This is a genomic window from Bradyrhizobium tropiciagri (genome assembly GCF_018130505.1).
GTDB lineage: Bacteria > Pseudomonadota > Alphaproteobacteria > Rhizobiales > Xanthobacteraceae > Bradyrhizobium > Bradyrhizobium tropiciagri_B.
This window is the reverse complement of sequence record NZ_JAFCKH010000001.1, coordinates 147,712-169,116: the sequence shown is the minus strand read 5'-3', so window position 1 is coordinate 169,116 and position 21,405 is coordinate 147,712. Positions and strand designations below refer to the sequence as shown.

19 protein-coding genes are annotated in these 21,405 nt (G+C 65.9%); 6 read left to right on the top strand and 13 right to left on the bottom strand.

All coding sequences use genetic code 11. The features are described 5' to 3' along the window. Positions 1-22 precede the first annotated feature (22 nt). The 6 genes from JQ633_RS00685 to JQ633_RS00660 are packed head-to-tail and all read right to left on the bottom strand — an operon-like array spanning position 23 to position 6,987. Complete coding sequence (locus JQ633_RS00685) at positions 23-448, bottom strand: ribulose bisphosphate carboxylase small subunit (protein WP_211981312.1); 426 nt, start codon at positions 446-448, stop codon at positions 23-25. A gap of 12 nt (positions 449-460) precedes the next feature. After that, positions 461-1,918 (bottom strand): form I ribulose bisphosphate carboxylase large subunit, encoded by a 1,458-nt coding sequence (locus JQ633_RS00680; protein WP_433995623.1) that lies wholly within the window; start codon positions 1,916-1,918, stop codon positions 461-463. 36 nt (positions 1,919-1,954) lie between these two features. Continuing rightward, the gene (fba, locus tag JQ633_RS00675) at positions 1,955-3,037 is read right to left on the bottom strand and encodes a class II fructose-bisphosphate aldolase (protein ID WP_211981308.1); all 1,083 of its coding nucleotides are present in this window, start codon (positions 3,035-3,037) and stop codon (positions 1,955-1,957) included. A 15-nt stretch (positions 3,038-3,052) separates the two neighbouring features. Continuing rightward, positions 3,053-5,071 carry a transketolase gene (gene tkt / locus JQ633_RS00670; protein ID WP_211981306.1) on the bottom strand — a complete coding sequence of 673 codons (2,019 nt, stop codon included), beginning with the start codon at positions 5,069-5,071 and terminating at the stop codon, positions 3,053-3,055. Beyond that, entirely contained in the window at positions 5,068-5,943 is an 876-nt protein-coding gene (locus tag JQ633_RS00665; RefSeq protein ID WP_211981304.1) for a phosphoribulokinase, read from the bottom strand. Before JQ633_RS00665 ends, tkt begins: the two co-directional genes overlap by 4 nt. A 12-nt stretch (positions 5,944-5,955) precedes the next feature. Then, on the bottom strand, positions 5,956-6,987 hold the full coding sequence (locus JQ633_RS00660) for a class 1 fructose-bisphosphatase (protein WP_433995622.1): 1,032 nt from the start codon (positions 6,985-6,987) through the stop codon (positions 5,956-5,958). Positions 6,988-7,147: 160 nt separating this feature from the next. Between JQ633_RS00660 and JQ633_RS00655 the strand changes: the two genes are divergently transcribed. Together JQ633_RS00655 and JQ633_RS00650 are read left to right on the top strand one after the other, a co-directional pair. Continuing rightward, complete coding sequence (locus JQ633_RS00655; protein WP_211981299.1) at positions 7,148-8,074, top strand: LysR family transcriptional regulator; 927 nt, start codon at positions 7,148-7,150, stop codon at positions 8,072-8,074. A gap of 263 nt (positions 8,075-8,337) precedes the next feature. Continuing rightward, complete coding sequence (locus JQ633_RS00650; RefSeq protein ID WP_249158668.1) at positions 8,338-10,032, top strand: ATP-binding protein; 1,695 nt, start codon at positions 8,338-8,340, stop codon at positions 10,030-10,032. Positions 10,033-10,053: 21 nt separating this feature from the next. On the opposite strand, the gene JQ633_RS00645 is transcribed toward JQ633_RS00650, so the two are convergent. Beyond that, positions 10,054-10,473, bottom strand: a complete 420-nt coding sequence (locus tag JQ633_RS00645) for a hypothetical protein (RefSeq protein WP_211981297.1) — start codon at positions 10,471-10,473, stop codon at positions 10,054-10,056. Positions 10,474-10,484: 11 nt separating this feature from the next. Continuing rightward, positions 10,485-11,171 (bottom strand): TetR/AcrR family transcriptional regulator, encoded by a 687-nt coding sequence (locus JQ633_RS00640; protein WP_211981295.1) that lies wholly within the window; start codon positions 11,169-11,171, stop codon positions 10,485-10,487. A 159-nt stretch (positions 11,172-11,330) separates the two neighbouring features. Between JQ633_RS00640 and JQ633_RS00635 the strand changes: the two genes are divergently transcribed. Next, positions 11,331-12,533, top strand: a complete 1,203-nt coding sequence (locus tag JQ633_RS00635) for an HlyD family secretion protein (RefSeq protein ID WP_211981294.1) — start codon at positions 11,331-11,333, stop codon at positions 12,531-12,533. A gap of 20 nt (positions 12,534-12,553) precedes the next feature. Continuing rightward, positions 12,554-14,164: a DHA2 family efflux MFS transporter permease subunit gene (locus JQ633_RS00630; protein WP_211981291.1), complete on the top strand. Its 1,611-nt coding sequence runs from the start codon at positions 12,554-12,556 to the stop codon at positions 14,162-14,164. 37 nt (positions 14,165-14,201) lie between these two features. Here the strand turns inward: JQ633_RS00630 and JQ633_RS00625 are convergent, their stop codons facing one another. Continuing rightward, positions 14,202-15,845 carry an AMP-binding protein gene (locus JQ633_RS00625; RefSeq protein WP_211981290.1) on the bottom strand — a complete coding sequence of 548 codons (1,644 nt, stop codon included), beginning with the start codon at positions 15,843-15,845 and terminating at the stop codon, positions 14,202-14,204. A 166-nt stretch (positions 15,846-16,011) separates the two neighbouring features. Next, entirely contained in the window at positions 16,012-16,506 is a 495-nt protein-coding gene (locus JQ633_RS00620; RefSeq protein ID WP_211981289.1) for a MarR family winged helix-turn-helix transcriptional regulator, read from the bottom strand. A gap of 303 nt (positions 16,507-16,809) precedes the next feature. Here JQ633_RS00620 and JQ633_RS00615 point away from each other — a divergent pair, with 303 nt between their 5' ends. Continuing rightward, entirely contained in the window at positions 16,810-17,976 is a 1,167-nt protein-coding gene (locus tag JQ633_RS00615; protein WP_211981288.1) for an ABC transporter substrate-binding protein, read from the top strand. 19 nt (positions 17,977-17,995) lie between these two features. Then, entirely contained in the window at positions 17,996-18,448 is a 453-nt protein-coding gene (locus tag JQ633_RS00610) for a cupin domain-containing protein (RefSeq protein ID WP_211981277.1), read from the top strand. 243 nt (positions 18,449-18,691) lie between these two features. Here the strand turns inward: JQ633_RS00610 and JQ633_RS00605 are convergent, their stop codons facing one another. The 3 genes from JQ633_RS00605 to JQ633_RS00595 form a co-directional block, all read right to left on the bottom strand. Continuing rightward, entirely contained in the window at positions 18,692-19,933 is a 1,242-nt protein-coding gene (locus tag JQ633_RS00605; protein WP_211981275.1) for a flavin-dependent oxidoreductase, read from the bottom strand. 227 nt (positions 19,934-20,160) lie between these two features. After that, positions 20,161-20,556 carry a RidA family protein gene (locus tag JQ633_RS00600; RefSeq protein WP_211981274.1) on the bottom strand — a complete coding sequence of 132 codons (396 nt, stop codon included), beginning with the start codon at positions 20,554-20,556 and terminating at the stop codon, positions 20,161-20,163. Position 20,557: 1 nt separating this feature from the next. Next, on the bottom strand, positions 20,558-21,397 hold the full coding sequence (locus tag JQ633_RS00595; protein WP_211981272.1) for an enoyl-CoA hydratase family protein: 840 nt from the start codon (positions 21,395-21,397) through the stop codon (positions 20,558-20,560). Positions 21,398-21,405 lie beyond the last annotated feature (8 nt).

Sequence of the window (21,405 nt, the reverse complement as noted above, 5' to 3'; positions counted from 1 at the left end):
CTGGCTTGTGTACCGGACGCGGTCACTGGTCTGCGTAACGCTCGCCCTCCGGGCGCGCGGCGGCATAGGAATGCGTGGCGTAGCGGATGTTGCGGCCGACGGATTCCTGGCGGTCGAGCCGGAAGCCGGGCTCCTCGCGTGGTCGGTTGACGATGAAGGAGATGCGGACCGACTCCCAGCCATGGCTCGAATCGAAGCCGGAGATCCGGATGTAACGGTCGCCATAGACCCGCCGGCAATCTGCGAGCTCCTTCATGATCCCTGCGGCATCGCGCAGGTCGAACATCGGCAGGCCCCACATGTCCCAATAGGTGTTGCGGGGATGCGGATCGTCGGTGAACTCGATGTTCACCGCGAAACCCTTGTCGAGGCAGTATTGCACTTGGGCCGCGATCTGATCGTCGGTCAGATCGGGCAGGAACGAGAAACAGCCTTGGGTGACGCGCATGAAAAACTCCTCTCAGACTGCCATGCTCGGCGTGGGGACGAAATCGGGGGCATCGGTCGATTCGTAGTTGAAGGTGACGTCCTTCCAGACGTCGAGCGCCTCGCGCAGCGGCGTGCAGGTCTGCGCCGCCTTGGCCAGGATCTCCGGGCCTTCATGGACGTAGTCGCGGCCCTCGTTGCGGGCGAGGATCATCGCCTCCAGCGCGACGCGGTTGGCGGTGGCGCCGGCCTGGATGCCCTTGGGATGGCCGATGGTGCCGCCACCGAACTGCAGCACGACGTCCTCGCCGAGATGGTCGAGCAGCTGGTGCATCTGGCCGGCATGAATGCCGCCGGAGGCCACCGGCATCAGCTTGTTGAGGCTCGCCCAGTTCTGGTCGAAGAACACGCCATGCTCGAGTTGCAGCGGGTTGAAGTCTTCGCGGCAGATGTCGTAGAAGCCGCGCGTCGTCTTCGGATCGCCCTCGAGCTTGCCGACCACGGTGCCGGCGTGGATGTGATCGACACCGGCGAGCCGCATCCATTTGGCGATGACGCGGAACGAGACGCCGTGGCTGCGCTGGCGTGTGTAGGTCGAATGGCCGGCGCGATGCAGGTGCAGGATCATGTTGTGCTTGCGCGCCCACTTCGCCATCGACTGGATCGCGGTGTAGCCGATCACCAGATCGATCATGATGATGTTGGAGCCGATCTCATTCGCGAACTCGGCGCGCTCGTACATGTCCTCCATGGTCCCGGCGGTGACGTTGAGATAGGTGCCCTTGATCTCGCCGGTCGCAGCCTGGGCGCGGTTGACCGCCTCCATGCAGTACAGGAAGCGCTCGCGCCAGTGCATGAAGGGCTGCGAGTTGATGTTCTCGTCGTCCTTGGTGAAGTCGAGCCCGCCTTTCAAGGCTTCATACACAACACGGCCGTAGTTGCGGCCGGACAGGCCGAGCTTCGGCTTCACGGTGGCGCCGAGCAACGGACGGCCGAACTTGTCGAGCCGCTCGCGCTCGACCACGATGCCGGTGGCCGGGCCCTGGAACGTCTTCACATAGGCGACCGGCAGCCGCATGTCCTCGAGCCGCAGCGCCTTCAGCGGCTTGAAGCCGAACACATTGCCGATGATCGACGCGGTCAGGTTCGCGATCGAGCCCGGCTCGAACAGATCGAGGTCATAGGCGATATAGGCGAAGTAGCTGCCCGGCGAATTCGGCACCGGATCGACGCGGTAGCACTTCGCGCGGTATTTCTCCGCGGCCGTCAGCCGGTCGGTCCACACCACGGTCCAGGTCGCGGTCGAGGACTCGCCCGCCACCGCGGCGCAGGCCTCGGTCGGATCGACGCCGTCCTGCGGCGTCACGCGGAACAGCGCGATGACGTCGGTGTCCTTGGGCTCGTAATTCGGCTCCCAATAGCCCATCCGCTTGTATTCCATCACACCGGACTTGTAGCGATCCTTGCCGCGCACGGTGATCGACTGCTGCATATTCATGTAACTCTCCTGTCGTTCGTGGCGGCCGGTTCAGGCGGCCTGGGTCATGCTTCCAATCTGCGGGTCGAGCGCGCCGGCCCGATAACGCCGCGCCATTTCCGGCAACGGCACCACCTTGATCTTCGCGGCATTGCCGGCGGTGCCGAACTGCTCGAAGCGGTCGCGGCAGAGTTCGCGCAAGGCATCCATCGCCGGCTTGAGGAACTTGCGCGGATCGAACTCGCTCTTCGACTGCACCGCGACCTTGCGGAACGCCGCGGCCATCGCGAGGCGACAGTCGGTGTCGATGTTGACCTTGCGCACGCCGTGGCGGATGCCGCGGACGATCTCCTCGACCGGCACGCCCCAGGTCTGCGGCATCTCGCCGCCGAACGCGTTGAACATGTCCTGCAGCGGCTGCGGCACCGAGGACGAGCCGTGCATCACCAGATGCGTGTTCGGCAGCCGGGTGTGGATCTCCTCGACCACGCGCATCGCCAGGATCTCGCCGTCGGGCCGCCGCGTGAACTTGTAGGCGCCGTGCGAGGTGCCCATCGCGATCGCCAGAGCATCGACCTTGGTGGCGCGGACGAAATCGACGGCCTGGTCGGGATCGGTGAGCAGTTGGTCGTGGCTGACCGTGCCTTCGACGCCGTGTCCATCCTCCTGCTCGCCGCCGCCATGCTCGAGCGAACCGAGCACGCCGAGCTCGCCTTCGACGGAGGCGCCGACCCAGTGCGCCATGTCGACGACCCGGCGGGTGATGTCGACATTGTAGTCATAGTCGGCCGCGGTCTTGGCGTCGGCCTTCAACGAGCCGTCCATCATCACGGAGGTGAAGCCGTAGCGGATCGCGGTGGCGCAGGTCGCTTCCTCGTTGCCGTGGTCGAGGTGCAGGCAGAGCGGGATCTGCGGGTGCATCTCCTCCAGCGCATCGATCATCCTGGCCAGCATGATGTCGTTGGCATAGGACCGTGCGCCGCGCGAGGCCTGGATGATGACCGGCGCATCGCAGGATGCCGCCGCCTCCATGATGGCAAGGCCCTGCTCCATGTTGTTGATGTTGAACGCGGGCACGCCGTAGCCACGCTCTGCGGCGTGATCCAGCAACTGCCTCAGGGTAATCCGCGCCATGGTGACGTCCTCCTTTCAGTTCGATCGACGGATCACGCGCTTCGCCGCCGCGGTGACGGCTGCCGGCGTGATGGCAAATTCGCGGTAGAGCACGTCGGCGGGCGCGGAGGCGCCAAAGCCGGTCATGCCGATGAATTCTCCGTCGTCGCCGAGCCAGCGCGCCCAGTCGCCTTCGACCGCCGCCTCGACGCCGACGCGCGGGACGCTGCCCAGCACCTTGGCGCGATAGTCGCGCGGCTGCTGGCGGAACAGGTCGAAGCACGGCGCGGAAACGACCGCCGCCTTCACCCCTTCTTCCGCCAGCAGCTTTGCGGCTTCGAGCGCGATCGTCACCTCCGAACCCGTTGCAATCAGGGTGACGTCCCGCCCGAAGGCCGGCTCGACGAGGACATAGGCGCCGAGCCCGACCTGGTTGTTCTTGCCGCCGTCGCGAACCGTCGGCAGCGCCTGCCGCGACAGACAGAGGATCGACGGCGAGGTCTCCGCCCGCAGCGCGCAGTCCCAGGCCTCCGCCGTCTCGACCGCATCGGCGGGACGGAACACCAGCAGGTTCGGAATCGCGCGCAGCGAGGCCAGATGCTCGACCGGCTGATGCGTCGGCCCGTCTTCGCCGAGGCCGATCGAGTCGTGCGTCATCACATGGATGACGCGGATGCCCATCAGCGCCGCGAGTCGGATCGCGGGCCGGTTGTAGTCGGCGAAGGAGAGGAACGTGCCGCCATAGGGAATGAAACCGCCATGCAGCGCGATGCCATTCATCGCCGCCGCCATGCCGTGCTCGCGGATGCCATAATGGATGTAGCTGCCGTCGAGCGTTCCCGGCCGCACCGGAACCTGGCTCTTCGCCATCGTCAGGTTGGAATGCGTGAGATCGGCCGAGCCGCCGAGCAGGTTGGGCAACGCCTCGGCGATCACGTCGATGACCTGCTGCGAGGCCTGCCTGGTCGCGAGCTTCGGCCGCTCCGTCGCGAACTTCGCAATCAGCCTCGCCATCGCCTCGGCATAGGCGCAGGGCAGCTTGCGGTTCAGCGCGTCGTGGAACGGCGAGCGGTCGCCATTGCCGGCACGTCGCGAGCGATCGATCCAGGCCCGCCGCGCCTCGCGGCCGCGCGCGCCGATCTCGCGCCATTCGGTCAGCACCGCATCCGGCACTTCGAACGCCGGATAGGGCCAGCCCAGCGCAGCGCGGGTCTTCTCGGTCTCGTCGGCGCCGAGCGGCGCACCATGCACCTTCTCGCTGCCCTGCCGGTTCGGCGCGCCGAACCCGATCACGGTGCGGCAGGCGATCAGCGACGGGCGATCGCTCCCCTTCGCCAGCCTGATCGCCGCCGCGATCGCCTGCGGATCGTGGCCGTCGATGCGGCAGACGTTCCAGCCGCTCGCCGCAAAGCGCGCGGTCTGATCGTCCGAACACGACAGCGAGGTGGCACCATCGATCGAGATCTGATTGTCGTCGAACAGCACGATCAGGCGGTTCAGCCGCAGATGGCCGGCAAACGAGATCGCCTCGTGGCTGATGCCTTCCATCAGGCAGCCGTCGCCGGCGATCACATAGGTGAAGTGATCGACCAGGTCGTCGCCGAACCGCGCGTTCATCAATCGCTCGGCGAGCGCCATGCCGACCGCGGTGGCAATGCCCTGCCCGAGCGGACCTGTCGTGGTCTCGACACCCGGCGTGTGGCCGTACTCCGGATGTCCGGGCGTCTTCGAGCCCCACTGCCGGAAGGCCTTGAGCTGGTCGAGCGTCATGCTCTCGTAGCCGGTCAGATAAAGCAGCGCGTACAGCAGCATCGAGCCGTGGCCGGCGGAAAGCACGAAGCGGTCGCGGTCAGGCCAGGCCGGGTCCGTAGGATCGAACTTCAGGAAATCGCCGAACAGCACGGTCGCGACATCGGCCATGCCCATCGGCATGCCGGGGTGGCCGGATTTCGCCTGCTCGGCCGCGTCGATGGCGAGGAAGCGGATGGCGTTGGCCATCTCGGCATGGCCGACGTCGGCGCGCGGGCGGCTGGCAACGGACGCAAGTGCGGTCATATCGTTCGCCTCTTTCGTTCGATCAGTTGCAGGATCAGCGGCGTGAGGATGAGCTGCATCGCAAGGTCGAGCTTGGCGCCGTGAATCACGATCGAATTGGCGCGCGACATGAAGCTGCCCGGGATCATCGACAGCAGATACGGGAAGTCGATGCCGCGCGGGTTCTTCAGCCGGATCACGACCATCGATTCGTCCGGGGTCGGGATCCAGCGCGCGATGAACGGGTTCGACGTGTCGACCGTCGGCACGCGCTGGAAGTTGATGTCGGTCTCGGTGAATTGCGGACAGATGTAGTTCACGTAGTCGGGCATCCGGCGCAGGATGGTGTCGGTCACGGCCTCGGTGGAGTAGCCGCGATGGCTGCGGTCGCGGTGCAGCTTCTGGATCCATTCGAGGTTGATCACCGGCACCACGCCGATCTTCAGATCCGCATGCTGCGCGACGTTCACCGTGTCGGTGACGACGGCGCCATGCAGGCCCTCGTAGAACAACAGATCCGAGTTCTCCGGCAGCGCCTCCCAGGCGGTGAAGGTGCCGGGCTTGGCGCCGTAGAGGCGGGCTTCCTCCTCGTCGTGAACATAGTGCCGCGTCGTTCCGGTGCCGGTCTCGGCATAGTCGCGGAACAGCTTTTCCAGGTCCTCGAACAGATTGGTCTCGGGACTGAAATGGCTGAAGTGCTTGTTGCCGCGCTCGGCCTCCTCCGACATCTTGCTGCGCATTTCGGCGCGATCGTAGCGGTGGAAGGCATCGCCTTCGATGTAGGCCGCGACCACGTTCTCGCGGCGGAAGATGTTTTCGAACGTCTTCCGCACCGAGGTGGTGCCGGCACCGGAGGACCCGGCGATCGAGATGATGGGATGTCGGCGAGACATGCGATTTCCCCGTCAGCGAAACAGGCCGCGCCGCGCGAACAGCGGGGCATCGCTGCTCTCGAACAAGGGCTCGACCGTGAGGTGGACCGCATCGACATCGCGCACGGCGCGGGTCGATCCCATGATCAGAGGCACGCGCTGGTGCGGCGTGCGTGCCGACAATTCGAGGATGCGCGAGCGGCCGTCCGAGGCGGCGCCGCCGGCCCATTCCATGATCAGCGCGATCGGATGCGCTTCGTACAGCAGCCGCAGCCGGCCCTCGCGATAGCCCTGGCGCGCGTCCGCCGGATACAGGAACACGCCGCCGCGCATCAGGATGCGATAGGCCTCGGCAACCAGCGAGCCGATCCAGCGCATGTTGTAGTCCTGCCCGCGCTCGCCGTTCACTCCGGCGAGGCACTGGTCGATATAGCCGCGCACCGCGCCGCTCCAGTGCCGCCGGTTCGAGGCGTTGATCGCGAACTCCGCGGTGTCCGGCGGCACCTGCAGGTCGCGCCCGGTGAGGACGAATTCACCGGTGCGCTGGTCGAGCGTGAAGCAGTCGACGCACTGGTCGAGCGCCAGCACCAGCACCGTCTGCGGGCCGTAGATAAAGCAGCCGGCGGCGCATTGCGCCGTGCCGGGCTCGAAGAAGGTCGAGATGGCGTCGCGGGTCTTCGGCCGGATCGAGAAGATGGTGCCGACCGAGATGTTGTTCTCCAGATTGGCGGAGCCGTCGAGCGGATCGATCGCAACGCAAAGCGGCGCATCGGCGTCGAGCGTCTCGGGGAGCTCGACTTCCTCCGACACCACGGCGGCGACCGGCGCTGTGCGCAGCGCGTCGCGCATCAGGCGGTCGGCCACGACGTCGAGAGCTTTCTGGCGGTCGCCGTCGGGATTGATGGCGCCGCTCTCGCCGCCGACCGAAGCAAGCGAACCGGCGGCGATGGTGCGGGCGAGCTCGATGGCGGCGCCGGCCAGCGCCTCGATCACGGCGACGGTGGCGGCGCGCGTCGGATTCTGCCGCGCCGGCCACTCCAGATAGGCATGCAATGCAGGACGAATCTCCACGGGTCTCTCCCTTTGATCACGCCCTCTGTGCCGAGGCTGCTTCGATCTGCGACCCGCATCGGAGTCGCCTTCGCCACTATCAACGCGCGATTTGCCGAATTAGGGAAATTTCTTTATCTTTGGCGACGCCAAAGTTTTTCTTATGGAGCCTGCGATGGCCGGCCACTTCACGCGAGACCTCACCATCCGCCAGCTGCGCGCGCTGTCCGCGGTGCACGAGGCCGGCTCGATCACCGCGGCGGCCAACCGCCTCAATCTGACGCAGCCCGCGGTGACGCTGCAGCTGCGCAATCTGCAGGAGCTGGCCGGCCTGCCGCTGATCCAGCGCACCGGCGAGGGCATGGCCGTGACCGATGCCGGCGCGCACGTGCTGTCGCTAATCGAACGGATCGAGGCGGCGCTAAAGGACTGCGAGCAATCGCTCGACATGATCGCGGGCCGCAGCGGCGGACGCGTGGCGATGGGCGCGGTCTCGACCGCGAAGTATTTCGTGCCGTTCGCGATCGCCGGGTTCTCGCGCCGTTTTCCCAAGATCGAGGTCACGCTTCGGATCGGCAACCGTGAGGAGATTCGCGACGCGCTGCGCGGCTACGATCTCGACATCGCGGTGATGGGCGCGCCGCCGGCCGACGTCGAGGTCGAGATGAAGCCGCTCGGCCGGCATCCGCACTACATCGTCGCCGCGTCCGACCACCGGCTGGCACGGCGCCGGCACGTCGAGATATCGGAGCTCGCCAACGAGACCTTCATCACCCGCGAACAGGGATCGGGCACGCGGATGCTGATGCAGCAGTTCTTCGAGCGGGTCGGCCTCGCGCCGAAGATCGGCATGGCGATGGACAGCAACGAGACCATCAAGCAGGCGGTGATGGCCGGGCTCGGCATCGCCTTCATCTCCCAGCACACCATCCATCACGAGCTGGAGGACGGCCGCCTCGTCGTGCTCAAGGTCCGCGGCCTGCCGATCGTCCGGCAGTGGCACGCCATCCGACGCGCCGACAAGGTCCTGCTGCCGCCGGCGAAGGCGATGCTGGACTTCCTCGGCAAGGACGGCTGGCGCTATCTGCCGAACACACGCTAGCGGGCACAAACATAGCGGAACGATTGGATCGCGTTGCTTGCGGCTCGCCTATCGCGCTTGCCACCTCGTTAACGCAACTGCCGGTGCGTGGAACCCGGTGCCACCCAGCGCTGCGCGCCGCAGCAAATGGCCGAAAAGCCAAGTCGACACCATACGTTAAGCATTGCGCTCGCCCGATGCGCGTGCCACATCTTTGGTCGTGGAGCGCGCGCTGGACCATAGCCACTGCGAGGGAGGCTGACCTGCAGACCCCGTCCCCGCCCATGCCTGACTTCAAGGCGCTGTTCGAAGGCGCACCCGGCCCTTATCTCGTGCTGACGTCGCCCGACTTCCGCATCGTGGCCGTCACCGATGCGTATCTGCGCGCCACGATGACCGAGCGTGCGATGATCGTCGGACGCTGGCTGTTCGACGTGTTCCCCGACAATCCCGACGATCCCGCCGCCGACGGCGTGCGGAACCTGCGGGCCTCGCTCGAGCGCGTCGTCCAGAATCGTCGCCCCGACACGATGTCGGTGCAGAAATACGATATCCGCAAGCCCGACTCGGAAGGCGGCGGTTTCCAGGAGAAGTTCTGGAGCCCGCGCAACACGCCGGTGTTCGGACATAACGGGCAGATCGCCTACATCATCCACCGCGTCGAGGACGTCACCGAATTCATCCAGCTGAAGCGGCGCGGCGCCGAGCAGGACAAGCTGACCGACCGGCTGCGCGAACGCACCGAGCAGATGGAAGCCGAGATCTTCATGCGCGCGCGCGAGGTCGAGGCCGCCCGCGAGCAGCTCGAGGCCGAACAGAAGCTGCGCCAGGTGCAGAAGATGGAGGCGGTCGGCCACCTCACCGGCGGCATCGCCCACGACTTCAACAACATCCTCACGGTCGTCACCGGCCTGATCGATATCCTCGCCGACGCAGTGGCGCATGATGCCGCGCTGTCCTCGGTCACAAAGATGATCAGCGATGCGGCCTCGCGCGGCGCCGAGGTGACCAAGCATCTGCTCGCCTTCTCGCGCCAGCAGCCGCTGCAGCCGCGTGAAGCCAACCTCAACACGCTGGTGCAGGACACCGCGCGCCTGCTGCGCCCCTCGCTCGGCGAGCAGATCGAGATCGACACCTCGCTCGAGCCCGATGCATGGCCGGCTTTCATCGATCCCAACCATCTGGCGACCGCGCTGCTCAACCTCGCAGTCAATGCGCGCGACGCGATGCCCGAGGGCGGCAAGCTGATGATCGAGACCAGCAACGTCATCCTCGACGAGACCTATGCCGCCAGCAATCTGGATGTGCGCGCCGGCGAATACGTGATGGTCGCGGTCAGCGACACCGGCGCCGGAATTCCGGAGGCGATCCGCGAGAAGGTGTTCGAGCCGTTCTTCACCACCAAGGACACCGGCAAGGGCACCGGCCTCGGCCTCAGCATGGTCTACGGCTTCATCAAGCAGTCCGACGGGCACCTCAAGATCTACTCCGAGGAGGGTCACGGCACGTCGGTAAAGCTCTATCTGCCGCGCAGCAGCGGCGACGGGGTCGACGCCGAGCCGGTGCCCGTCGTCGATGCCCGGGGCGGCAGCGAGTCCATTCTCGTCGTCGAGGACGATCCGCTGGTCCGCAACTATGTCAGCGCCCAGCTCGAGCAGCTCGGCTACCACACCATGGTCACCGCCAACGGCCCGGAGGCGCTGGCCGCGATCGACAAGGGCTTCGTCTGCGATCTGCTGTTCACCGATGTCATCATGTCCGGCGGCATGAACGGCCGGCAGGTGGCCGATGCCGTCACCGCCAAGCTGCCCTCAGTGCGTGTGCTCTTCACTTCCGGCTACACCGAGGACGCGATCTTCCATCACGGCCGGCTCGACCCTGACGTGACGCTGCTGCCGAAGCCCTATCGCAAATCCGACCTCGCCCGCATGATCCGGCAGGTCCTCGCGCAACCGCCTGCGTCGGTCGCGGCGAAGTGACGGCGATCAGGTGACGTCTGCTTACGGTCCAAAGCTCGAGCGGCTCTGGATCTTCCATTCGCCGCCGGACAGGCTCAACACATAGAGCGAGTCGTAGACGCCGATGATCGAGCCGTCCGCGCGATAGCGCGTGTAGCGCAGGGCATAGTGCGCCTTCACCGGCGACGACTGGACGAGCCTGATCTCGTTCCAGGCGCTGTGGTGCCAGCCGTCCTGCACCCGCAACCGCTCGAACAGATCCATCGGATTGCTGCCGGCCTGCTGATAGACGGTCACGCTACCGCCGGCGATCCGCGCATGCGGGAAGTGCATCAGGGCATCCATCGCCGCCGCATCGTAGCGATTGAGCGCCGTCATCCAGCGCGTCAGTACGTCCTGGCATTTCGCCTCGTCGTCAGGCGAGATCCGCGCATCGACGGTAAAGGTTTCGGCCGGCATCATGCATCTCCGCTCTACGTCTTGCTGTCGGCGCGCGTGGCGGCCCCCGAGAGGAAGAGCGCCGCGCAAGCTTTTGCGCGAACTTCGAGCTCCTGCCGCGACGGCGCCGGCCGGCGTCCGTACATGACGTCGCGCTGCGGCTGGAACACGAGCATGCCGAGCAGCATGCCGGCCGCTGCCTGTGCATTGTCGACCGTGATCCGTCCCCGCCTCTGCTGCGTACCCAACCACGCGGCCAGCGCACCGAGCGTGCGCTGCATCGCCTTCTCGTAGAACATCTCGGCGATGTCGGGGAATTTGTCGCTCTCGGCGAGGATGATCCGCTGCAGCGCGATCACCTCGGCATCGAGGATCAGTTCGGCGCAGCTCAGCAGCGCCGCCTCCAGCGCCGCCGCGATGTCGCGGCCGTCGCAGGCACCGAGACTCACGATCGACACGAAGTGGTCCATCCGGTCGGTGACCGTGCTCTCGAACAACGCGAGCTTGGTCGGGATCAACCGATAGAGCGTCTTGGTGGACACGCCGGCGCGGCAGGCGACGTCGGCCATGCTGGTCACGGCAAAGCCGCGAGTCGCGAATTCATGCCGTGCGGCCTCGTAGATGACGGCGCGCGTCTCGTCGTCGGAGCGAAGCTGCGGCCGCCCGCGGCCGCGCCGCTCCGTTGCGCTGCTCTCGGCCTGCGCCTTGTCCTTTCCGTTCATGCCGCGATCCGAGCCATGCTTTTAGATGATGCCTGTCATTCCATTGACAGTCCCAATATGCGCTCTATTTTGGAAAACATCAAGTTTCCTAATTAGCCGGACGAGATCCGGATGAATTTTGAAGACTTTCCAAAGGGATAGACGATCAGGAGCGCCGCCATGAGCCAGCACGAGACGTCCTTCGAGGCCGAGAGCAAGGTTCCGGCCGAAACCGCCAAGCAATTGATAGCCACCGCCGAAGTGGCGCCTCCCACCCCCGCCGCCGCGAAGGGCAAGCTTCGCCGCCTGCTGCTCGCCGGCGCCGCCGCCGTCGTTCTCGCGGGCGCGGCCTGGTACGGCTGGGACTACTGGACCGTCGGCCGCTTCGAGGTGTCGACCGACGATGCCTATGTGAAGGCCGACAACACCACGATCGCACCCAAGGTCTCCGGCTATCTCAGCGCCGTGATGGTCGGCGACAACGAGCATGTGCATGCCGGCCAGGTGCTGGCGCGGATCGACGATCGCGACTTCAAGGTGGCGCTCGATCAGGCCAAGGCCGATGTCGCCGCAGCCGAGGCCGCCGTCGCGAGCAAGCACGCCCAGCTCGACGTCCAGCAATCCGTGATCCAGGCGGCGCGGGCGACGCTCGACGTCGACACCGCGACGCAGACCTTCGCCGCGCAGGAAAACAAGCGCTACACCGACCTCGCCGGCACCGGCTATGGCAGCCTGCAGAACGCGCAGCAGGCCCAGTCGCGCTATGCCAGCGCCCAGGCCGCGGTCGCCCGCGATACCGCGAACCTCGCCTCCGCATTGCGCCAGGTCGAATTGCTCAAGGCCGAGATCGCCCAGGCCGTCGCGGCGTCGGGACGCGCCGCCGCGCTGCAGCGCCAGGCCGAGCTCAATCTCGGCTACACCACCATCACGGCGCCGATCGACGCTGTCGTCGGCAACCGCACGCTGCGCACCGGCCAGTTCGTCCAGGCCGGCACGCAGCTGATGTCGCTGGTGCCGGCGACCGGCGCCTATGTCATCGCGAACTACAAGGAGACGCAGCTCACCAACGTCCGCAAGGGCCAGCCGGTCGAGATCGAAGTCGACATGTTCCCCGGCCATCTCGTGCGCGGCCATGTCGACAGCCTGGCGCCGGCGAGCGGCCAGGAATTCGCGCTGCTGCCGCCGGACAATGCGACCGGCAACTTCACCAAAGTGGTGCAGCGCATTCCGGTGAAAATCGTGCTCGACGCCACTCCGGTCGAGCTGCGGCCGGGCATGTCGGTGATCCCGACCATCGCGACGCTGTCGCGGCCGGCGGAGCAGGCCCCGACCGCCAAAGCCAAGGTCACACCGAAGCTTGCTGTTGCCTCGTCCAATAGGTGATGCCGTAGATAGGTGATGTCATGTCCGACCTCGCGCTCTCCTCCCCCGCCGCGGCGCCTCGCCCAGTAGCCGCCGCCGATCCCAACCGCGCCAGCATGGCGGTCTGGATCTCGATCGTCGCCGCCATGATCGGCGCCTTCATGGCGATCCTGAACATCCAGATCACCAATGCCTCGCTGCTCAATATCGAAGGCGGCATCGGCACCGGCGTCGACAACGGCTCCTGGATCTCGACGTCGTACCTGATCGGCGAGATCGTGGTGATCCCGCTCACCGACTATCTCAGCCGCGTGTTCTCGTTCCGCAAGATCATCATCAGTTTCGCGACGCTGTTCGCGATCTTCTCGGTGGCCTGCGCCTTCACCCACGACCTGCCGTCGATGATCGCGATGCGCGGCTTGCAGGGCTTTTTCGGCGGCGTGCTGATCCCGATGGCATTCACGCTCGTCTTCACCAAGCTGCCGAAGGCCCAGCAGCCGATCGGCCTTGCGATGTTCGCGCTCGCCGTGACCTTTGCGCCGGCGATCGGCCCGACCATCGGCGGCTACCTCACCGAGAACTACGGCTGGCAGACCATCTTCTTCGTGAACGTGCTGCCCACCGCGGTGATGGTCGTCACGCTGTTCTTCACGCTGGAACGGCAGCCGATGCAGCTTGATCTGCTCCGCGAGGGCGACTGGCTCGGCATCATCACGATGGCGGTCGGCCTGTCGTCGCTGCAGGCGGTGCTCGAGGAAGGCAACAAGGACGACTGGTTCGGCTCGCCATTCATCGTCAAGCTCGCGGTGATCGCCGCGGTCAGCCTGACCCTGTTCATCTGGATCGAGCTCGTCGTCGAGAAGCCGCTGCTGCGGCTGCGGCTGTTGACCCAGCGCAGCTTCGGTTTCGGCACCATCTCGGCGGTGTTCGTCGGCTTCGCGCTGTTCGGCTCGGTCTACCTTTTGCCCGCCTATCTCGGCCAGGTGCAGCGCTACAACGCCGAGCAGATCGGCCAGGTGCTGGCCTGGACCGGGCTGCCGCAGCTGATCCTGATCCCGCTGGTGCCGAAGCTGATGCAGCGCTTCGATGCCCGCTTCATCGCCTTCACCGGCATGATCCTGTTCGCGGTGTCATCCTTCATGAACATCTCGATGTCGCTCGACTATTCCGGCGACCAGTTCTTCGTCCCGAACATCGTCCGCGCCGTCGGCCAGGCGATCATGCTGGCGCCGCTGTCCGCGGTCAGCCTCGGCAGCGTCGCGCCGCAGGACGCGGCCGCCGCCTCCGGCATCTCCAACATGATGCGCAATCTCGGCGGCGCGATCGGCACCGCGCTGCTCGCCACCATCGTCACCAAGCGCGAGCAGTTCCACTCCAACATCATCGGCCAGTCCGTCGACCTCGGCCGCGAGGAGGTGCGGAGCAGGATCGCCCAGGTGACCGACTACTTCCTCAGCCACGGCATCTCCGACCCGGCCACCGCGCACCACCAGGCGATCGTCGCGCTCGGCAATATCGTCAAGCGCCAGGCGCTGGTGCTCGGCTTCAGCGACACGTTTGCAGTGATCGGCATCGTGCTGGTGCTTGCCGCGATCGCGATCCTCTTGACCGGCAAGCCCAAGACCACGGCCGGCGGCGGCGCGGCGCATTGACTTTCGCGGGCGACGGTCACGCGCCGTTGCCCCGCCCTCAGCTCGCCTCGCGCAGCTTGAAGCGCTGGATCTTTCCGGTCTGCGTCTTCGGCAGGGCCTCCACGAACGAGACCGCGCGGGGATATTTGTACGGTGCGATCGTCGCCTTGACGTGATCCTGCAGCAGCTTGATCTCCGACTCGTCGCTGCATGCCCCGGGCTTCAGCACCACGAACGCCGAGACGATCTGTCCGCGCTCGTCGTCCGGCGCGCCGATGACGGCGCATTCGGCAACATCGGGATGGCCCAGCAATGCGGCCTCGACCTCGGGACCGGCGATGTTGTAGCCGGCTGAGATGATCATGTCGTCGGCGCGCGCGACGAAGGACAGCCGGCCGTTCGCGTCACAGACGAAAGCGTCACCAGTGATGTTCCAGCCATCGCGAACATATTTGCTCTGCCGTTCGTCCGCGAGATAGCGGCAGCCGGTCGGGCCGCGCACCGCCAGCTTGCCGATTTCGCCGGCCGGCAAATCATTCATGTTGTCGTCGACGATCTTCGCCTCGTAGCCGCCGACCGGCGTTCCCGTCGTTCCGCCGACCGCGCTGCCGACGCGGTTGGTGATGAAGATGTGCAACAGCTCGGTGCTGCCGATGCCGTCGAGAATCGGCTTGCCGGTCTTCTTGGTCCAGCTCTCGAACACCGGCGCCGGCAGGGTCTCGCCCGCCGAGACCGCAAGCCGCAGCGACGACAGGTCGGCGCCCTTGTCCATCGCCGCCATCATCGCCCGATAGGCGGTCGGCGCGGTGAAGCAGATCGTCGCCTTGTAGGTCTCGATGATCCTGATCATCTCGCTCGGCGCCGCGTTCTCCAGCAGCGTCGCGGTGGCGCCGAAGCGCAGCGGGAAGATCGCGAGCCCGCCGAGGCCGAAGGTGAAGGCAAGCGGCGGCGAACCGACGAACACGTCGTCCGGCGTCACCTTGAGCACTTCCCGGGCATAGCCGTCCGCGACGATCAGGAGATCGCGGTGGAAATGCATCGTCGCCTTCGGCTCGCCCGTGGTGCCTGAGGTGAAGCCGAGCAGCGCGACGTCGTCGCGGCCGGTCTTCACCGCGTCGAACTTCACCGGCTTGTTCAGCGCGATGCGGTCGAGCTCGGCATCGTGGTTCTGGGTGCCGTCGAAATTGACCACTTGCTTGAGGAATTTGCTGGTCTTGGCGCAGGCCACCAGCTCATCGGCGATGCGGCTGTCGGTCAGCGCCAGCGCGATCTCGGCCTTGTCGACGATCTTGGCGAGCTCACCGGCGCGCAGCATCGGCATGGTGTTGACGACGACGGCGCCGGCCTTGGTCGCGGCGAGCCAGGCGGCGACCAGCGCCGGATTGTTGCCGGAGCGGATCAGCACGCGATGGCCCGGCTTGACGCCGTAATTCTCCACCAGCGCATGCGCAAGGCGGTTCGACCAGTCGGTGAGCTCCTTGTAGGTGCGCTGGCGGCCATTGCCGATCAGCGCGATGCGATCGCCCATGCCCTGCTCGACGATGCGATCGGTCAGCTCGACCCCGGCGTTGAGATAATCAGGGTACTGGAATTCCGGCCGGTCGAGCAGCAGCTTCGGCCACTGGTGAGGTGGCGGCAGGTTGCGCCGCGCGAAATCGTCGACGTGCCCCGATGGGCCCAATCCGGAAAATTCAGCAGACATTCGATTGCCCTCGCTTTCCATCCAGAAAGGCCAAGACCCTATCGAAGAGACCAATATCGACACTCACCCGGCAGTGAGCCAATCGCCAATCATTTTATACTTAAAATAATTTGGCGCAAGCGTGGAAATGACGCATCCCGTCGGCCGCCGATCCCGGTGAGCGCGGTCAGGCCGTCCTCGCCTTGGCGGAGCGCTGCGCCGAGCCCTTGGCCTTGGCGAGCAGCCGCATCAGCTCGCGGATGTCCTTCGGCGAGAGGTCGGCGAAGATGTCCGCGATCCACGTCTCGTGCTCGGCGGCCATCTTGCGGAACTCGGCACGGCCGAGCTTGGTCAGCCGGATGAACTGCACCCGGCGATCCGTCTCCGAGGTGCGGCGATCGATATGGCCTGATTCGACGAGGCGTTCGACGAGGCCGGTGACATTGCCGTTGGAGACCATCATGCGCTTCGACAGGTCCGACAGCGTCATGCCGTCGGCAACCTTGTCGAGCTGGGCCATCAGGTCGAACCGCGGCAGCGTGACGTCGAACTTCTCGCGCAGCTGGCTGCGCACCTCGCCTTCGATCAGGGTGGTGCAGGTCAAAAGGCGGAGCCACAGCCGCAGCTCGGTGCCGTGGTCGTCGGGCAGCTCGACGGCTTTGGTTTCGGAATCGAGGTTCATGCGACGATCGCGCCTCCGCGGCGGGTTCCCGCCGGACCTGATATTTTGAGCTTCAAACAATTTGCGGCACGCCGCAAGGACAATTGCGAATCGCGGCACCGTCACCGGCCGATCATGCAATTTCTTTAACCTTCAAGCAATTGGCGCGGCGCTTGCATGCGGCGCCTACATGGAGCGTGCCGTCTGCCTCGGCGCGACGCCGCATCGCTTGCAGCGATCGCGCTCGTCAGAATAAGCTGCGGCGAAGGCATCGAGACAAGGCATCGAGAGACGAGCCGTCAAGAAATCAGCCGGGGGAGCTAAATGAAGCAACTGACGACGTTGGCGGGACTGGCAGCGCTGCTGAGCGTTGCGATCACCCCGGTGGCCGCGCAAGACAAGATCAAGATCGGCGTGCTGGTGACGACATCGGGCCCGGCCGCGGCGCTCGGCCAGCAGGTGCGCGACGGCTTTGCGCTCGCGGTCAAGGACCTCGGCGGCAAGATGGCCGGCCGCGATGTCGAGATCATCAATGCCGACGACGAGCTGAAGCCCGACGGCGCGGTGGTCAAGGTGCGCGGCCTGCTCGAGCGCGACAAGGTCGATTTCGTGGTCGGCCCGATCTTCTCCAACATCCTGCAGGCGATCCACCGCCCGGTCACCGAGAGCAAGACCTTCCTGATCAGCCCGAACGCCGGCCCCTCCAGCTACGCCGGCAAGGACTGCAATCCGTTCTTCTATGTGACCTCGTACCAGAACGACCAGGTGCACGAGATCCTCGGCAAGGTGGCGCAGGACCGCGGCTACAAGCGCGTCTATCTGCTGGTGCCGAACTATCAGGCCGGCCGCGATTCCGTCGCCGGCTTCAAGCTCGACTACAAGGGCGAGATCGTCGAGGAGTCCTACACGCCGCTGAACACGCTGGATTTCCAGCCCGAGCTGTCCAAGATCGCCTCGCTGAAGCCGGATGCGCTGTTCACCTTCATGCCCGGCGGCATGGGCGTCAATCTGGTCAAGCAGTACAAGCAGGCCGGGGCGACCGTGCCTGTGCTGTCCGCTTTTACCGTCGATGAATCCACCCTGCCCGCGCAGCAGGATGCCGCGGTCGGCATGTTCGGCGGCGCCAACTGGGCGCCGAACCTCGACAATCCCGCGAGCAAGAAGTTCGTCGCCGCCTATGAGGCGGCCTATGGCGGCGTGCCCGGCACCTACGCGATGCAGGCCTATGACGCGGCGATGCTGATCGACAGCGCGGTCAAGGCGGTGAAAGGCGACCTCTCCAACAAGGACGCGGTCGCGGCCGCGCTGAAGAAAGCCGACTTCACTTCGCTGCGCGGTCACTTCAAGTTCAGCAACAACGGCTATCCGATCCAGGATTTCTACCTCACCAAGGTCGCGAAGCGGCCGGACGGCAAATTCCAGACCGAAATCGTCGAGAAGGTGTTTTCGGACTACGGCGACCGCTACGCCAAGGACTGCGCGGCAAAATAAATCCAAAGGAGACGCAATCATGAAAGACGAGATCGCCGGCATCACCCGCGCCAATGAGGGCATCCAGGGCATTTCCTGGAGCATCCTCGGCCAGACCTACGTGCCGAAGACCCGCAGCGAGCATTCCTTCTCGTGGCACGCGACCTTCCCGCCCGGCACCTTCGTGCCGCCGCACATCCATCCCGACCAGGACGAGTATCTCTATATTCTCGAGGGCAAGCTCGATTTCATGCTCGACGGAGCCGACGAATCCGCAACGCCCGGCGACCTGGTGCGGCTGCCGATGGGCAAGCCGCACGGCATCTTCAACAAGTCGCAGCAGCCGGCCAAGACGCTGTTCTGGGTGTCACCGACGCGCCGGCTCTACGACCTGTTCTGGGCGATCCACAACATGAAGGAGCAGAACCCGGACGACGTGGTGCGGCTCGCCGCCGAGCACAACATCCACTTCCTGCCGCCGCCTCCCGGCTAGCGAACAGCGGTGCCACTAACTCGTCCCTGCGAAAGCAGGGACGACATCGGATACATTGCACCGCTGTACAATCCGTCATCCTGAGGAGCGTGCACTTGCGCGCGTCTCGAAGGATGCACGGCCCGGCTGATGGCCGTCGACCCTTCGAGACGGCCGCGTTGCGGCCTCCTCAGGGTGACGGGTCGAGTGCTGCCTCCGCCATGAAGTCTCGGCCCCGATGCACTCTCTGTCCCGGAGTCGTCCCTACTGCCGCGCCACCACGCGCGCGGCAAAGCCGGCCTTGGCCGCATAGCCGCGCACGATCGCCTCGCGGGCCTCGTAATTGAGGATGGTGTCGACGTCGGTAAAGCCCTGCGGCGCGAGCTGCTCGACGGCGTCGATCACGCCCTCGGGCCCGCCGCGGCGGTTGGAGGCGACGACGTCGGCGGTCATCGGCAGACGCTGCCGCTCATAGGCAGCCAGCGCCTGGCGCGGATGCTCCGATCGCGCCAGCATGTCCGCGAGGCACCGCGCGTCGAGCACCGCCTGCGATGCGCCGTTCGAGCCGACCGGATACATCGGATGCGCGGCGTCGCCGAGCAGCGTGACGCGGCCGCTCGACCAGTAGGGCAAGGGATCGCGGTCGCAGCACGGATACTCCCAGAACTCCGGCGTCGCGTTGATCAAGCCGGCGAAGTCGACCTGCGGGATGGTGAAGCTCGTCACGTAAGGCATCATCTCCTCGCGGCGGCCGAGGTTCGACCAGCCTTCGCGGCGCGGCGGTGGCGAGGAGCCATCGCCGATCCGCACCAGCACCGCCCAATTGGTGAGCCGGCTTGCCGGGCTCGATCCCGGCGCGATCGGATAGATCACGGCCTTCGCATTGAGCCCGCCGGCGATGATCATCGAGCGTCCGGTCAGGAACGTCGGCCAGTCGGTAGCGCCGCGCCACAGCATCAGCCCGTTCCAGCACGGCCCGCCCTCGTCGGGGAACAGCGTCTGCCGCACTTTTGAATGAATGCCGTCGGCGCCGATCAGGATGTCGCCGCGCGCGGTGTGCACATGGCTGCCGCTGCGATCGAAGAAATAGGCCGAGACGCCCCCCTCGTCCTGCGTGAAGGAGCCGAGCCGGCAGCCGGTGCGGATCGCCTCGGCGCCGAGACGCTCGATCACCGCCTGATGGATCACGCCCTGCAGGCGGCCGCGATGGATGGAAAACTGCGGCACCTCGTGGCCGGCATCGAGCCCACGCTTCTCGTGCCAGACCTGCTGGCCATGCCGCGTCAGGTAGAACAGCTCATAGGTGCGGATCGCGACCTCGTCGAGCCTGTCGAGCAGGCCGAGGCCCGCAAGCTCGCGGATCGCATGCGGCAGCGTGTTGATGCCGACACCGAGCTCGCGGATGGTCTCGGATTGTTCGTAAAGCTCGCACTGGATGCCGCGCGCACGCAGCATCAGCGCAGTGGTGAGGCCCCCGATGCCGCCTCCGACGATAATCGCTTTCATCGTCCCTTACTCCACTCACAACAGGACGGTTAACCAGCTCCGCCTAGGGTCGCATGCGCGAGCGTCGGGCCGCAAGCGGGTTTGTTGTCCCGGGCGCGAGCGAAGCCGACGTGTTTTTGGCTTAGGATTAACATTCTCGCAGCACATTCGCTGTCGTCCCGGCGAAGGCCGGGACGACAGTGGATGTGTTGCATCGCTGTTCGCCCGTCACCCTGAGGTGCGCCCCATCAATCCGGCACCACGGCGATGGCCTGGATCTCCACCTTGGCGCGGTCCTCGATCAGGCCGGAGACCTGGATCGCGGTCATCGCCGGAAAGCGCCGGCCCATGACGTCGCGGTAGACGGCGCCGATCTCCTTCAGCCGCGCCGAGTATTCCTTGCGGTCGAGCAGGAACCAGGTCATCGACACGATGTGCTCCGGTCCCGCGCCGCCGGCCGCGGCGACCGCGACGATGTTCCGCAGCGTCTGCCCGATCTGCGCGACGAGATCATCGGTCTCGAACACGCATTGCCCATTCCAGCCGATCTGGCCGGCGATGAAGATCTGCTTGCCCCGCGCGGCGACGCCGTTGGCGTAGCCGGCCGGCTTAGCCCATCCGTCCGGTTGCAATATCTCGATCATCTCAATTGCCCTCGAACACCGGTTTCTGCTTGGCGGCGAACGCGTCGAAGGCGCGGCGGAAATCGCCGGTGACCATGCAGATCGCCTGCGCCTGCGCCTCGGACTCGATCATCTCGTCGACACCCATCGCCCATTCCTGGTTGAACATGGTTTTTGTCACCCCATGCGCAAACCACGGGCCGTCGGCGAGTGAGCGCGCAAGGTCGTGCGCGGCGCCGGCGAGTTCGGCCGACGGCACCAGGCGATTGTGAAAACCCCACGCCAGGCCTTCGTCCGCACTCATTGCACGGCCCGTATAGAGCAGATCGGCGGCGCGGCCCTGCCCGATCACGCGTGGCAACAGGCCGCACGCGCCCATGTCGGCGCCGGCAAGGCCGACGCGGGTGAACAAGAACGCGGTCTTGGCCTGTGGCGTCGCCAGCCGAAGATCGGAGGCCAGCGCCAGCATCGCGCCGGCGCCGGCACAGACGCCGTCGATCGCGGCGACGATGATCTGCGGACATTTGCGCATCGCGCGCACCACCTCGCCGGTCATCCGGGTGAAGGCGAGCAGGTCCGGCATCGCCATCCGCGTCAGCGGCTCAATGATCTCGAACACGTCGCCGCCCGAGCAGAAATTGCCGTCGGCGCCGGTCAGCACGATGGTGCGGACGTCGGAGGCGTATTTGAGATTGGTGAAGAGATCGCGCAGCTCCTCGTAGGACTCGAACGTCAGCGGGTTCTTCTTGTCCGGGCGGTTCAGCGTGATGGTCGCGACGCGGCCGCTGGCGTCGGTCTCCCAGCGGAAGTGCTTCGCGGGATAATCCCTGAATGCACGGAGCTTTGCTTTCATCTCGGACATGTTGTGTT